15 protein-coding genes are annotated in these 13,716 nt (G+C 40.5%); 9 read left to right on the forward strand and 6 right to left on the reverse strand.

Annotated elements, in window-relative coordinates:
• The first annotated feature begins 5 nt into the window (after positions 1 to 5).
• From LMH66_RS16225 to LMH66_RS16255, 7 genes are all read left to right on the forward strand, one after another.
• Positions 6 to 2,399 carry a bifunctional aspartate kinase/homoserine dehydrogenase II gene (locus tag LMH66_RS16225; RefSeq protein ID WP_229371263.1) on the forward strand — a complete coding sequence of 798 codons (2,394 nt, stop codon included), beginning with the start codon at positions 6 to 8 and terminating at the stop codon, positions 2,397 to 2,399.
• A gap of 283 nt (positions 2,400 to 2,682) precedes the next feature.
• The gene (locus LMH66_RS16230) at positions 2,683 to 3,276 is read left to right on the forward strand and encodes a c-type cytochrome (RefSeq protein WP_229371312.1); all 594 of its coding nucleotides are present in this window, start codon (positions 2,683 to 2,685) and stop codon (positions 3,274 to 3,276) included.
• 9 nt (positions 3,277 to 3,285) lie between these two features.
• A complete protein-coding gene (locus tag LMH66_RS16235) occupies positions 3,286 to 4,341 on the forward strand; it encodes a c-type cytochrome (RefSeq protein ID WP_229371265.1) in 1,056 nt (351 codons plus the stop codon).
• Positions 4,342 to 4,564: 223 nt separating this feature from the next.
• Positions 4,565 to 4,813 (forward strand): cysteine-rich CWC family protein, encoded by a 249-nt coding sequence (locus LMH66_RS16240; RefSeq protein ID WP_229371268.1) that lies wholly within the window; start codon positions 4,565 to 4,567, stop codon positions 4,811 to 4,813.
• 156 nt (positions 4,814 to 4,969) lie between these two features.
• Positions 4,970 to 5,503, forward strand: a complete 534-nt coding sequence (locus LMH66_RS16245; RefSeq protein ID WP_229371270.1) for an SRPBCC family protein — start codon at positions 4,970 to 4,972, stop codon at positions 5,501 to 5,503.
• A gap of 1,102 nt (positions 5,504 to 6,605) precedes the next feature.
• Complete coding sequence (locus LMH66_RS16250) at positions 6,606 to 7,970, forward strand: alanine/glycine:cation symporter family protein (RefSeq protein ID WP_102526651.1); 1,365 nt, start codon at positions 6,606 to 6,608, stop codon at positions 7,968 to 7,970.
• Between the two features lie 70 nt (positions 7,971 to 8,040).
• Positions 8,041 to 8,433 (forward strand): hypothetical protein, encoded by a 393-nt coding sequence (locus LMH66_RS16255; RefSeq protein ID WP_229371272.1) that lies wholly within the window; start codon positions 8,041 to 8,043, stop codon positions 8,431 to 8,433.
• A 55-nt stretch (positions 8,434 to 8,488) separates the two neighbouring features.
• On the opposite strand, the gene LMH66_RS16260 is transcribed toward LMH66_RS16255, so the two are convergent.
• The 5 genes from LMH66_RS16260 to LMH66_RS16280 all read right to left on the reverse strand — a co-directional run bounded on the left by LMH66_RS16260 (position 8,489) and on the right by LMH66_RS16280 (position 11,716).
• Positions 8,489 to 8,662: a hypothetical protein gene (locus LMH66_RS16260; protein WP_198589520.1), complete on the reverse strand. Its 174-nt coding sequence runs from the start codon at positions 8,660 to 8,662 to the stop codon at positions 8,489 to 8,491.
• Between the two features lie 333 nt (positions 8,663 to 8,995).
• Positions 8,996 to 9,688: a TorF family putative porin gene (locus LMH66_RS16265; protein WP_102526649.1), complete on the reverse strand. Its 693-nt coding sequence runs from the start codon at positions 9,686 to 9,688 to the stop codon at positions 8,996 to 8,998.
• Positions 9,689 to 9,992: 304 nt separating this feature from the next.
• Positions 9,993 to 10,265 carry an HU family DNA-binding protein gene (locus LMH66_RS16270; protein WP_102526648.1) on the reverse strand — a complete coding sequence of 91 codons (273 nt, stop codon included), beginning with the start codon at positions 10,263 to 10,265 and terminating at the stop codon, positions 9,993 to 9,995.
• A 208-nt stretch (positions 10,266 to 10,473) separates the two neighbouring features.
• The gene (locus LMH66_RS16275) at positions 10,474 to 11,271 is read right to left on the reverse strand and encodes a response regulator (protein ID WP_229371274.1); all 798 of its coding nucleotides are present in this window, start codon (positions 11,269 to 11,271) and stop codon (positions 10,474 to 10,476) included.
• 88 nt (positions 11,272 to 11,359) lie between these two features.
• Complete coding sequence (locus LMH66_RS16280; protein WP_229371276.1) at positions 11,360 to 11,716, reverse strand: hypothetical protein; 357 nt, start codon at positions 11,714 to 11,716, stop codon at positions 11,360 to 11,362.
• Positions 11,717 to 11,872: 156 nt separating this feature from the next.
• Between LMH66_RS16280 and LMH66_RS16285 the strand changes: the two genes are divergently transcribed.
• A complete protein-coding gene (locus tag LMH66_RS16285; RefSeq protein WP_229371277.1) occupies positions 11,873 to 12,382 on the forward strand; it encodes a DUF4240 domain-containing protein in 510 nt (169 codons plus the stop codon).
• A 106-nt stretch (positions 12,383 to 12,488) separates the two neighbouring features.
• Here the strand turns inward: LMH66_RS16285 and LMH66_RS16290 are convergent, their stop codons facing one another.
• Positions 12,489 to 12,815: a hypothetical protein gene (locus LMH66_RS16290; RefSeq protein WP_229371279.1), complete on the reverse strand. Its 327-nt coding sequence runs from the start codon at positions 12,813 to 12,815 to the stop codon at positions 12,489 to 12,491.
• A gap of 324 nt (positions 12,816 to 13,139) precedes the next feature.
• On the opposite strand from LMH66_RS16290, the gene LMH66_RS16295 reads away from it, so the two are divergent.
• The gene (locus tag LMH66_RS16295) at positions 13,140 to 13,670 is read left to right on the forward strand and encodes a DUF3016 domain-containing protein (protein ID WP_229371281.1); all 531 of its coding nucleotides are present in this window, start codon (positions 13,140 to 13,142) and stop codon (positions 13,668 to 13,670) included.
• Positions 13,671 to 13,716 lie beyond the last annotated feature (46 nt).

Genomic DNA, 13,716 nt, shown 5'->3' on the forward strand with positions numbered 1-13,716 from the left:
TACAAATGACCCGCAGTCATTTACATAAGTTTGGTGGTTCAAGTTTAGCGGATGCTGATTGCTATCGCCGCGTCGCCCATATTTTGCTTACTCATGGAAACTGTGATGATTTAGTCGTTGTGTCTGCTGCGGGTAAGAGTACTAACTTTTTGTATAAGTTATTATCGCTTCGTGAAACAGGTGAATTGTGGCAAGAAGAGCTGCAAGTACTTGTGAGTTATCAACAAAACCTCATTGAACAACTTCTTTCAAATGAACAAGCTCGTGATTTACGTGAACGATTATCTACTGATAAGTCTCAACTTATCAGCTTACTATCCCTTGAGCAGCGAAATGAGTTCCAACTTAATCATGTCCTGAGTTTTGGTGAACGTTGGTCAGCTAGACTCATGGCTGCTTTGTTACGTGAATCTGGCGTGGCGGCAATTAATGTTGATGCGTGTTCTATTCTTGTGGCAGATGAAGGCGTAGTGCCAAATATTCGCATTGAAGAGTCACGTCAAAGAGTGCAAAAACTTCTTAAAGCACACCCTGATGAGCGTCTAGTGATCACAGGGTTTATTTGCGCGAATCAACATAACGAAACCTTATTACTGGGCCGTAATGGTTCTGACTACAGCGCGACGTTAATTGCCAGCTTAGCGGACATTGAACGCGTGACAATTTGGACTGATGTAGAAGGGGTGTTTAATGCCGACCCTAATAAAATCAGTGATGCAAAGTTACTTAATAGCATGTCGCTTGCTGAAGCTGACCGCCTTGCGCATTTAGGCTCCCCTGTGCTTCACAGTCGCACACTACAGCCTCTGTTTGATACAAATGTCAGCTTAGCAGTGCGCTCAAGCTATGCATCACATACCGACTTTACCTTAATCGCGCCACAAAGCTCATCGGCAAGTGCGCCAGTGGTGACTAATCTAAACGAAGTGGTTCTGTTTCGGATTAAGCAGCAGTCACCAACACAAGACCTAATTGATTTACTCGCCCAGGAGGGGATTGCTCCTCTAGCCTACTGGACATCGGCGCATCATAAGGTCGAGTTAGCTTTTACGCTTGAGAATCAAAAGCAAGTACATAGTTTAATTGAGTTACATGCCGAAACGCTGGCGATCACTGATATCTGTGTGAATAACGATTTAGGCCTAGTTGCTCTAGTAAGCGCCGATGCCGAACATTACCGTCGTAGTTTTGCGCGTTTATTAAGTCGTGATGCTAAACCTTTATATCAAGATGGATTAAGTCTTGTCACTTTAGTGCCTAAACCACAAGTGAATTTATTGACCCAAAAGGTCCACCGTCGCTGCGCAGGCCCGCGCATGCGAATTGGTGTTTTACTGTTAGGTGTCGGTAATATTGGTGAAGCATGGATCGATCTATTTCAACGCTCATCAGCATCATTAAACCGTGAACTAGAAGCGACAGTGCAACTAGTTGGTTTGTTGAGCTCGAAAGAGGCATTAATTTGTCCTCAAGGTATTGATATCAATAACTGGCAAGATGACTTTGATACCACAGCTAAAAAGTGGGATTACCCAAGTTTATTCGAACAGTTAGAACAGCTTGATTGCGATGAGTTAGTTGCATTAGATATTAGTGCTAGCGCGAGTTTAACACTGCAATACCCAGAGTTATTTGCACGCGGCATTCATATGGTGAGTGCAAACAAACTCGCCGGTTCTGGACCATTGCCGTTTTACCGTGAACTGAAACAACAGCTCAGTAATCGCCGCTTATTTTGGCGTTATAACGCCAGTTGTGGCGCAGGATTACCGATTCAACATGCATTAAATGACTTGCGTAATAGTGGTGACGCGATTGAAGCGGTTGGCGGTATATTCTCGGGTACATTATGTTGGCTGTTTGAACACTATGATGGGCAAAAATCATTTTCTGAATTAGTGATTGAAGCACGTGGATTAGGGATAACAGAGCCCGATCCTCGCGATGATCTTTCAGGTCGAGATATGCAGCGCAAGTTGTTAATTCTGGCACGTGAAATTGGTTTTGAAATTGAACTTGAAGATATTGTTCTAAACTCTTTAGTGCCAGAAACGCTAGCGGATTTATCTTTGGATGATTTCTTAGCACGCATCGGTGAGTTAGACCAAAGCATGTTGCAACAATTTACCGCGGCATCAGAGCAAAACAAAGTACTTCGCTATGTGGCATCACTCGATAAAGTTGATGGCAAGATGCACGCTGAAGTGGGCATTCAATGGGTTGATTCAAATCATCCTTATGCCAACTTAACCCCAGGCGACAATGTGTTTGTTATTCGCAGTGCATTTTATCAAGGCAACCCATTGATTATTCGAGGTCCAGGCGCGGGTAGAGAGGTCACTGCGGCAGCAGTGCAGTCTGACTTAGTACAGATCTGTAAGGACCTACTGCAAGAGTAAATCGTACTGTAGTTTAGTTTTATATTACTTATTAAAGGCTTATTCCTAAATGGGATAAGCCTTTTTTTCTAGCTAAATATTAGGGTTAGTCTATTAATTAGCATTCAATTAATTTGTACGAAAAACATTCTATTTAAGTGTGCCATTTTTGTTTATAGTGGTATTAAGTCGGAGATGGACTTCAACAAGAGGCTGATAAATGGATACAAAAAATCGTTTAAAAGATGACTGTTTGACGAGTGTAAATTCTGCCGTTTTGAGCAGTATCTTTTTCTGCAGTGTTATGAGTTTTAGTGTGATGGCTAATATTCCTGACGAATCACCAAAGGAGTTATTGCAAACAGTGCCAGCAGCAGCTCAAGTTTGTCTAAGCTGTCACGGCGTAAATGGTGAAGGGCTCGGTGTTGTAGGGCCTCGTTTAGCGGGGTTATCCAGCGAGTATATTGCAGCACAAGTGAGTCATTTTCAGACTGGTTCTCGTCAAAATCCAACAATGATGGCTATGGCGATGACAGTCCAAGGCGATAACATCAAAGTGGTATCGGACTTTTTTGCTGCTAAACCAGTGGCTGAGATCAAGCTTCAGTATCGTGGTGATAAAGTGGTCATCGACGACATTGGCGAGAAACTGGCATATCAAGGGGATTGGCAACGGGATATTCCAGCTTGTACCAGTTGTCATGGTCCGTCCGGTATTGGCGCGGGTCAGTTTCCTCGTCTTGCCGGACAAGAACCTACTTACCTTAAGAATCAATTGTTGGCATGGCAGTCAGGAACCCGTAAAGGTGATGTTGACAATATGATGGGCAGCATAGCTAAAAAGCTCACCGCTGCAGAAATTGATGCGTTAACTCAATATTTTTCGGCTCAGAAATAAGGACATACGATGAAGCGATATTATTTTTCAGCGGCGGGTGTGTTATTCAGCATGAGCATATCGGCAGCAGAGTTACCTGATAGACAAGCACAACTTCCCTCAGTGGCGAAAGAGGCAAATGCGCAATACCTTATGCCAAGTCCATTATCCACTATCCCTAAAGGCGAGTTCGGCGATAAAGTCAGAAAAGGCTATCAGTTATTTGTTAATAGTCAGCAAATGCGAGATACCTACGTTGGTAACGAACTAAACTGCGTGAATTGCCACATGAATGCGGGGAATAAAGCCAATGCATCACCATTGTGGGGCGCTTATATGGCGTATCCAGCTTATCGTAAGAAAAACGATAAAGTGAATAGCTTTGAAGAACGAATTCAGGGCTGTTTTACCTATTCAATGAACGGTAAAGCGCCTGAATCTGGGAGTGAGCCCTTGGTGGCGATTTCAGCTTATTCATATTGGTTAGTGATGAGTGGGTTGATGAATCAATTTGGCATTACTGGACCTGTGCCAGAAATGACTGATGTTGAGTTGCTTAAGGGTGGTAATAGAGAAGATTTCCCTTTACCTGAAACTGTCACTTCAAAGCTCGATCAAAAGGAGCTGACTATGCTCCCTGGGCGTGGCTTTCCAAAGCTCGCAGCACCAGAGTTAGCCTATTCAGCTGAGCGAGGTAAGCTTGTATATCAAGCTCATTGTCAGGCATGTCATAGCGATGATGGACAAGGTGTGAAAATGGCCGAAGTGAGTGCATTACCGCCTTTATGGGGGCCGCAAACCTACAATTGGGGCGCTGGTATGCATCGAGTGAATACAGCTGCTAATTTCATTTATGAAAATATGCCATTAGGCAAAAGCATTCAGCTTACAGTGCAACAAGCTTGGGATGTCGCGGCATTTGTTAATGCTCATGAGCGTCCTCAAGATCCGAGATATAAAGGTAATGTCGCTGAGACTCAGGCAAAATATCATCAGCATGAAGGTTTTTATGGAAAACCCAGTGCAGTAGATCCCTCAGTGATATTAGGTTCTAAATCTTATCCTATTTTTCCTGCGTCTAAATAAGAAACATGGCTAATGAAGCATGAGTAGGGAAACATCTAAGAAAGACTGAGTAAGGAAACATCCTTTAAAGCTTCAATCATCTACGGTGCTTCGGCACCGATTTTTTGTTTTATACTGTGCAGTTACTGGCAGAAAACGAAACAGTTAGCTTTAAACTTAACCCGTGGAAAATTAACTGAAGTCCTATTCACGTGAAGTTAGGGTAACAAGGTATTTATAAGAGATGACAAAGAAAGAAGTTGTGCAGGTATATCGCCATCTTGAGTCGGACAAAAAACAACAAGTGGCAGAGCCATTAACGTGCCCGGTATGCCTTAAAGAAAATAAATGTGCTGTGACAGCGGGTTTATCAATAGAAAGTTGCTGGTGCTTAACTCAATCTGGCAAAGCAAAATTAGATCCTGAGTTATTGGCAGGACTAAATGGTAAAGCCTGTATTTGCCAAAGCTGTTATCTAAAGTTAACCCAATAACTAAATGAGAGCTCATTTGAGTTGTGAGGCGAATTAGCATTGTTGAGGGCGAGTTTTACGCTGCGTTAATAATGATTGTTGATTTGTTGTTAGATTTACATGGTGATGTTGAAAGTGGTTGATATACTTAATTATCATCACATTAGGATCAATATCATGATAAAAAAAATACTCCTAGTTCTTGCTGTCATTATTGCTATTCCCTTCATTACCGCACTTTTCGTGAAACAAGACTACTTTGTCGAGCGAAGTATAGTGATTAATCAAGCTAATGAAACCGTATATGACTACGTTAAATACCTAAAAAATCAGAATGATTTTAGTAAGTGGGCACAGATGGACCCTAATATGGAAAAAACCTACAAGGGTAATGATGGCAGTGTAGGATTTGTGTCAGTGTGGGCCAGCAAAAAACCAGACGTGGGTGTTGGCGAGCAAGAAATTATTAAGATAATTCCCAATCAACGTATCGATTATGAGCTGCGATTTTTAAGTCCTTTCGAAGCCACATCGCCTGCATACATTAGCTTTAAACCCATTGATAGTAATCAAACTCAAGTTAATTGGGGGTTTAGTGGACATATGAATTACCCAATGAATTTAATGATGCTATTTATGGATTTTGAAACTGTGATTGGTAATGACTTACAACAAGGTTTGGATAATCTGAAAGTCATACTCGAAAACTAGTTAGATATTCTACTTCCCTCAAAGAACATGAGAAGGGAAATTATGTTATGACCCCCTAAAGGTGTAACACTCATTATAATGGTAAATATCTATGAATATGTGGGTGAACTGAATGAAAGCATAGTTCTTATAGGAACTGTCTTTTCTTTGCTGATTAAGATCGGGTAGGGGCGATATTGGTAAACTCATTTCTGCCCCAAGATTTGTTAGCAGCTTTAGTCAGCTAATGATTTCTAGGTTTGAATAAACATCTAAATCAACGTCGTGGCGCTTCGCCCACACCAGAGCACGAAGGGTGAAACTGCTCACCCCTCTTGCATCTCCCCTGCAGCCCCGGCGAAATTTTCTGAAAAGCGAAAGATTTCCAACGGGGGATTGATCCAGCTTTAAACTTCGTTTGTTGATAGCTTCGGTCTTATTCGAAAATGCTAACGCTTCCGATGGTGCATCCCTGCACCGCGAAAGCTAGCCTGACGTCCTGTCAGGCTCACGCTATTTTCTCTGCGTCCTCAATTCAAATGGAGTCTTTTAAATGCAAGATCTACTAGCTTTAGCTCTTTAAATTATCACAAATATAGTCAAATCGAAGAGACAATAAACCCAGTGTAGATGCGTTCAAGACCTTCGAAAACATGGATGTTTTCGCAGAGCCCACAGGGATGTGTTTACGGCGTGTCTTGGATGTATCTGCACATAAGCCTGCGGCAGGCAATGGATTAGATTGAAGTAATGGTCTTGAGTAACTAGCCCAATTTATATGAGGTATAAAATTGTTGCTCTTAAAACGTTTCTGTCCAGAAACGTGTTACATACCCATGTACGCATAAAAATCCTTTATAAATTATGAAGGCACTGCAATATTAGCAGTGCCTTTTTTATTAAATTAACCCAATCAATATGCTGATTTTATGAGGATATTGGTAAATTTTTAGATGATTATCGTGTTGGTGTTTCCAATTTATGTGTAATGAAGGTAATCTGAATCCTCTTCTATTTGTGTCTTGCCAATAGAAGCAATAGTTGCTGATAAACGCTTATGTGATGACAACAACTAAAAATAATGAAAATAACAATAAATACTTAACTCATTATGAGGTTTTCGATGGAACAAGTGACAGCGATTGTAAATACGATAAACGGCATAGTATGGGGCGTTCCCATGCTGGTGATGATTTTAGGAGTGGGATTATTTTTATCCATTGGATTGAAATTAATGCCAATCCTAAAATTAGGCACAGGCTTTAAATTATTATGGTCAGGACGTGATTCTTCTGATGATAAACATAAAGGTGAGATCAGCCCTTTTAATGCGTTAATGACCTCTCTTTCTGCCACAATTGGTACTGGTAATATTGCGGGTGTTGCGACCGCTATTTTCTTAGGTGGCCCTGGGGCACTGTTTTGGATGTGGTGTACTGCTTTAGTTGGGATGGCAACTAAGTTTGCTGAAGCTGTATTAGCGGTTAAGTTTCGCGAAAAAGACGGTAATGGTAATCATGTCGGTGGCCCGATGTATTACATTAAAAATGGTCTAGGCAGTAAGTGGGCTTGGTTAGGCACAGCATTCGCAGTATTAGGTTCTCTAGCAGGTTTTGGTATTGGTAATACAGTGCAGACCAACTCTGTTGCTGATGCTATGAGCAGTAACTTTGGCGTTCCTAATTGGGTTACTGGCGTAGTATTAATGGTATTAGTAGGTGCTGTATTGATGGGCGGTATTAAGCGTATTGCTGATGTTGCTGGAAAGCTGGTGCCGTTAATGACCTTATTTTATATCACTGCGGGTTTAGCGGTATTGGTGGTTTATGCTGACCAAGTTCCTGCAGCATTTCAATTGATTATCCACAGTGCATTTAACCCTGTTGCTGCACAAGGTGGCTTTGCCGGTGCTGCAGTATGGGCTGCCATTCGTTTTGGTGTGGCGCGTGGTGTGTTTTCAAATGAAGCGGGTTTAGGTAGTGCGCCGATAGCCCATGCGGCTGCGCAAACTAATGAGCCTGTAAAACAAGGCTTAGTGGCGATGTTAGGTACATTCATTGATACCATCATTGTGTGTTCTATTACTGGATTAGCAATTATTGTCTCTGGCGCTTGGACGTCAGGTGAAACGGGCGCTGCACTAACATCATTTGCTTTTTCACATGCGCTGCCAATGGGTAACTATATTGTCGCTGTTGCACTTGCGGTATTCGCATTTACCACCATTTTAGGTTGGAGTTTTTACAGTGAAAAATGCATGCAGTATTTATTTGGTGACAAAGTGGTTAAGCCATTTAGATTAGTTTGGACTTTGGTTGTACCAATCGGCGCGGTCAGTTCACTTGAGTTTATCTGGCTACTTGCTGATACATTAAATGCAATGATGGCAATTCCAAACTTGATTGCACTGGCTCTATTAAGTCCTGTGGTATTTGCATTAACCCGAGAGTACTTCGCGAAACAAAAGGCTAAGGCCTTAGAAAGCTAATTAGCGATTAGAATTATTCAACAAGGCATACACAGGGAGTGTATGCCTTTTTTATAAGGGAAATATTCACATGAACCTTTTAAACAGAATACTGCTATTAAGTCTATTTACTTTAGTTTCATTGGTTATTGCAGGCTGCAATGGGTTATCTTTTAGAACCAATGCTGATGAATATGTCACTTATCAAGCAACAGCGACAACGGTTGATATCTATCAGCCTAGTGAGCTGTATAATCATGACAATGAACCTCTAGGTGAGGTGATGACGACTTACTGCGGGGATATTCGTAAAGATATCGCAACTTCAGCTCCCAGTATTAACTCCCTACAAAAAGAGCTGAAGGTACAAACAAGAGAAAGAGGCGGAAATGCGCTCATCATTACTGAATGTGGCAAAGTGATTTATCCGGCTTGCTCTATTTATCTAGAGTGCAGTGGTCTTGCATACTTTTTAAAGTCTTAATATTAGGTTGGAGCTGAAGCCTGAAAAGAGTTAGCGCTGCAATAGTTTACTCAGGCTAGAATAATTCATCATCTAGGTTTTTACGTAATTCTGCTTGTTCTAAATAATCATCTAAACGACGTTTCACTTGTCTTTTCCGTTCAATAATCTCAGCTGAACGCTTATTTCTAGGCGTGACCATTGCTTCAATTTCTGTGTCATTGGGAATGGTTTCTGTAATATTGGCCATCGTTCTACCCTCTATATCATTCTTGACTAACGGTTTAGCGTGAGTCGTAACACCAGTGCTAAATGTAAAGGTAAACCTGCCCTGATTGTTCACAGGTTAGTTTGTGCCGGTAACGTCAATGTTGAATGGAACTGAAAATAGGACGGAAGAATGTCTGCGCTAACACCTCATCAGTCATATATTTTGAATGTAGCAGGTATTTAAATTTTTGCTTAATTGTAGAATCGAAAATTTTTTTATTGCCATTAAAAACGCCACTCTGAATGAGTGGCGCTTTTAGTGCTTAACATGCTGTAATCATACTTCCTCAATTGAGAAAGTAATGTTTAAGCCTTATAAACCGAAGCTATATGAGTAACCTAAAACAATTTTAGCGTCATCTTCATCTAAGTCAGTATCAGATGCAGTGAATGACACTGTACCGTAATCTGTATCAGCGCTCAGTGACACATTATATTCAGAGTAGCTATCAGTATCGAACCAGCTCATGATGACATCACCATCAGAGTAGCCGTAATGAACGCCCAGAGACAATTTTTCAGTCAATGGGAACGTTAAGTTAGCTTGTGCATACATCATGTCCGCAGAGTCTAATGGCTCAGCAGCAATATCGTCACCACCATTGACAGTGTGAGAGTATGAAACATCTAACCATTTCCATGCTAGACCTACTGTCACTTCACCAAAATCAACACTTCCTGGTGAATCTGGGTAAGCGTAGTACAGGTAGTTGATGTCATAGCTTAAGTCTTCAGTAATGTTACCACCGTAACCCGCATAGATATCTAGCTCGTAACTTGTGCCATCACCAAAATCGACATTTGAAGCCCAACCGCCGACATAAAAGCCAGAATCAGCAGCGTAATCAATGCCACCTTGCACAGCTGCGCCGTTATCAGTTTGGCTTACACCGCGCCAAAGGTAATTTGATGTCGCTCCGATGTTACCTGTTACTTCTGCTAAAGCAGAACCACTGAGTAATAAACCTGTTGATAGCGCAATAGCTTTATATATCGATGTTTTCATTTTCATTCCCTCAAGTTTTTCTTATCACTGAACTTGTTGCTTAGTAATCGGGCAGCAATGTTCAATGTTGATTTTATCTGTATGAGGTATTGCTAATGGTGTGCCATGTTTGAAATTGCTACATTTTCAGATATTTAGCTGTTTCTGCACCTACTTGTGGCAAAAATGTTGCATAGATGTGAAGCAGGGTTGCACTTTTAGTGTGCAAGATTTGTGCGCTATTCCTGCACTTTAAACCTAGTTCTGTAGAAAAAAGGCATAAAAAAACCTCCCATAGGGAGGTTTTATAATTCAAGCTGTTAATTTAATTAACGCTATCTTTCAGTGTTTTACCAGCTTTGAATTTTGGTACAGTCGCTTCAGCAATTTGGATTTCTTTGCCGGTTTGTGGGTTACGGCCAGTACGTGCTGCACGAACTGAGGTTTCAAAAGAACCAAAACCTACGATAGAAATCTTGTCACCACTTTTCATGGCTTCAGTAACAGCTTCTTCAAAAGACTTTAGTGCGCGACCAGCTTCAGCTTTAGTCAGCTCAGCATTTTCTGCAATTTTTGCAATTAATTCACTTTTGTTCATGTTGTATTCTCTGCTTTCCATAGATGTGTTTATTTAAAACTAGATTAACATGCCATAAGCCATGGGGGTTTAAAAGCCTTTTATCTGATTAATGTGTAGCGATAAGGCATTTTGGCGACATTTAAGGCGTAAAATAGCCAATTGGGCTATTTCATCAGTGAAAATGACTAGTGACGAAGAGCCAAAAGTCATTTACTTTTTGAGCAGGCTATTCTTCTAATAGTTGGTAAAGCAGTTGTTTGACGAGTTTAGGTTCGAAAGGTTTGTCACATAAGGCGTTAACACCGGCACTGGAAACGTTACTTAAATGAGTGTCGTTTGCTTCAGAGGAGACCATTAAAATCGGAATATGTGATTGCTGGCTTTGATTACGAATGTATTGAGTTAATGCTAATCCATCAACACTAGGCATATTGTAATCAGTGATGACCAAATCAAACATTTGATGTTGCATAAGCTCAATGGCTTTAGCGCCATCTTCGGCTTCACTGATAATTCTTATCCCTAAATTACCTATAGTGCGTTTAATGACGTTACGTGCCATTCGGCTATCATCGACAACTAAAGTTCGGATATCTTGGACATCGAAATGACTCAAATCTAATTCATCATTACTAATGAGGTCGATGGTTGAATTTAGCGCTGTAGCCAAATGGTCTGCATCAAAGGGTTTAGGTAAAATTGCCACGACACCAGATTGTCTGAATATTTCTAATTGCTCACGACGACATTCGCTAGAAACCAGCATGAATTGAATATCTTGATAGGCTGATTTTTGTTTAATAAAACTTAAGAGTTCTGTGGCCTCACCATCTTCAAAATGTAATGCACTAACAATTAAATCAGGTGTATGGCGGGCAATGATGTCTTTAGCTTCAGTAAGATTAGATGCTGTTTGAATGCTATCAACACCTTCTTGGTGTAATTTAGCAATGATGATTTTTCGTTGAACCTCTGAAGGCTCCAACAGTAAAATCGACAGTTCACTGGGTGATAAATGGCTCATGCTACTTCTTCTTTTTTTTGTAATTGAGTCTTATGCTGTGCATTTTAACCTAAGGTTAGCTTTGAATATACTTATAACACCTGAATGGTTAACAAGTTCGCTGCAAGTACTCTTTGGTTTTTTGACTAAATGCGACCCAATATTGAAAGCTGAGAATGAGCAGTACGGTTAAGGCGATTGCTGGAATGGGAAGCTCAGTACCTTGAAACTCTACTTTTACATCTTCAGGGGTGATTTGATAGGCAATGATGACGGTCGTGGTCAGTGCTAACGCGGCTAATGTTTGAATACCTAAATAAATTTTAAATACCATGCTAGCCCAATGGGTTCGCTTTATAAGGCCGAAAAGTACCGGGATCACGCCAATAGTAAACAAGTCTATCCCTTGGATGGAGTATGAACGCAATAATGCAAGAATGGATAACAAAACATAAAATGTCATCATAATAATGAGTCTGCGTGGTGGTTTGGTGCTGATAGGACTGAGTTTATTCATAGCGATTAGATATAGGCTGTAAGGTTTTAGATTTTATGTGGTGTAGAATACCGCGAGTAGAATCAATTTTGTGAGTTGTTTGCAAAAGAATTTAGGAAAAGTGAAATGACAGAAGCTGACTTTTGGTCACTGGTAACCCGAACTGAGCCGCAGCAATCTGAGCAGCAATGCCATGACGCATTAAAAGATAAACTGACGCCACTAGATGATGGATCATTAGCTGCATTCGATAAAATATTCGGTCAACAAATGCGACGCAGTTATAACTGGGATATTTGGGGCGCTGCTTACATCATCACTGGATGTGATTCAGATTATGCCTTTGCTGAATTTAGAGGCTTTATTTTGTCATTAGGTGAGCAGTGGTATAACAAGGTGATTGCTGACCCTGACTGCCTAGGTGATATTGAGTTGTGGCCCACAAAAGACGATTCGGCTTACCCGTTTATTGAAGATTATGATTTAATTGCTGGTCAACTGTATGAAGATAGAACGGGTGATGAGTTACCCTTTATTCCTTCAGGTCAACATACACCACAAGGTAAAAAGTTCAGCACCAAGAAGAAAGACTTAAGAAAGAATTATCCTAAGTTGAGTGCTCGTTTTCCGTTTTAAACTTACCTGTATTATAAAGCTGGACTCTTTTCAAATTCTTGAAGAAAAAATGCAGTCACTGCTTAATCAGTGACTGCATTTTTAGTTGTATACGGTAGATGGCTAATTATCCATCACATACTTCTGAGCGTGTATCGAAATCTAAACCACGTTGTTCGCATTTTTGGTCTAAAAATTTACTTTCAGCGGTCTTCATTTGCTTGTCGAAGTCTTGATTTAGCTCGGCAGAGTACTCTTGCTCTACAGAAGCCATATGTTGAACCATTAATTGACGATGTTCTTTAATCGCTTGCTCTCCTTGAGCATCAACATCAAATTGATAAGCGAAACTAGAAGATGAAACGACTAAAGCAATAAAGAAAGTTGCGGCTAAAGATAGTTTTTTAGTCATACCAGTCGTTGAGAAAGTCGTTTGAGTTGAGATGTTGTTCATATTATTACTCCAGTCATACACGTAGGTTTGTATTGGCGCTAATTCCTTGAGCGATAATTGCAGTGACGCTAACAGAGTTTTGTTTAACAGCTACCTTGTATTGGTACTGTGCGTTTGCTTGGAATGTATATTAGCGAAGCCTTGCTGAATGGAAACTGAACAGTATTCGATGTATTTTTGAGCGTTTAATTAATTGTCTAGTGTCTATATAGGCATATTTCCTACAGCAAAGTTAACTGCTTTACGTTAAGCTGATATACAGGTTAAGTTTTTATACTAGCGGCATAGATTAGGTTTTAGATAGATATAGCCAGGAGACGACAAATGAAAGTTAAACATCTACTTATTGCAGGCGCATTAATGTGTAATGTTGCTATTGCAGATGAAGAAGTGATTGCGAACCCAATGACAGAAGAAGGGGTTGTAAAAGTCGAATGGCAAGAGCCTAAGAAATATCGCGACTTAAAAACGGCTACTGAAGTCAAATCCCGTTTTCAACAACGCTTTTTTGATACGATTACCGAAAATTTGAACAAAGAAGCTGAGAAAGTGCTTAAACCAAATCAAAAGCTTGAAATGCAAGTTTCAGATGTGGATTTAGCGGGGGATTTACGTCCTACATTTGGCGCAACAACTGCCAATGAGCTTCGTATCGTGAAGGATTTATATCCGCCAAGAATGACTTTTACTTACAGCATCACTGAAGGTGATAAAGTGATTATGGCAGGTGACGAGAAACTTATTGATATGAACTTTATGTATGGCACTCATTCAAAACGCAATCAAAAGCCGTTTCAGTATGAATCCACCATGTTAAAAGACTGGCTTAATAAAACGGTTGCACCAAAGCTTTAGGGCTAACATTTAACCCATAGCCAAGTATGCAAACACACTACAAACA

The sequence above is a fragment of the Shewanella sp. 10N.7 genome (assembly GCF_020806285.1).
Taxonomy (GTDB): Bacteria; Pseudomonadota; Gammaproteobacteria; order Enterobacterales; family Shewanellaceae; genus Shewanella; species Shewanella electrodiphila.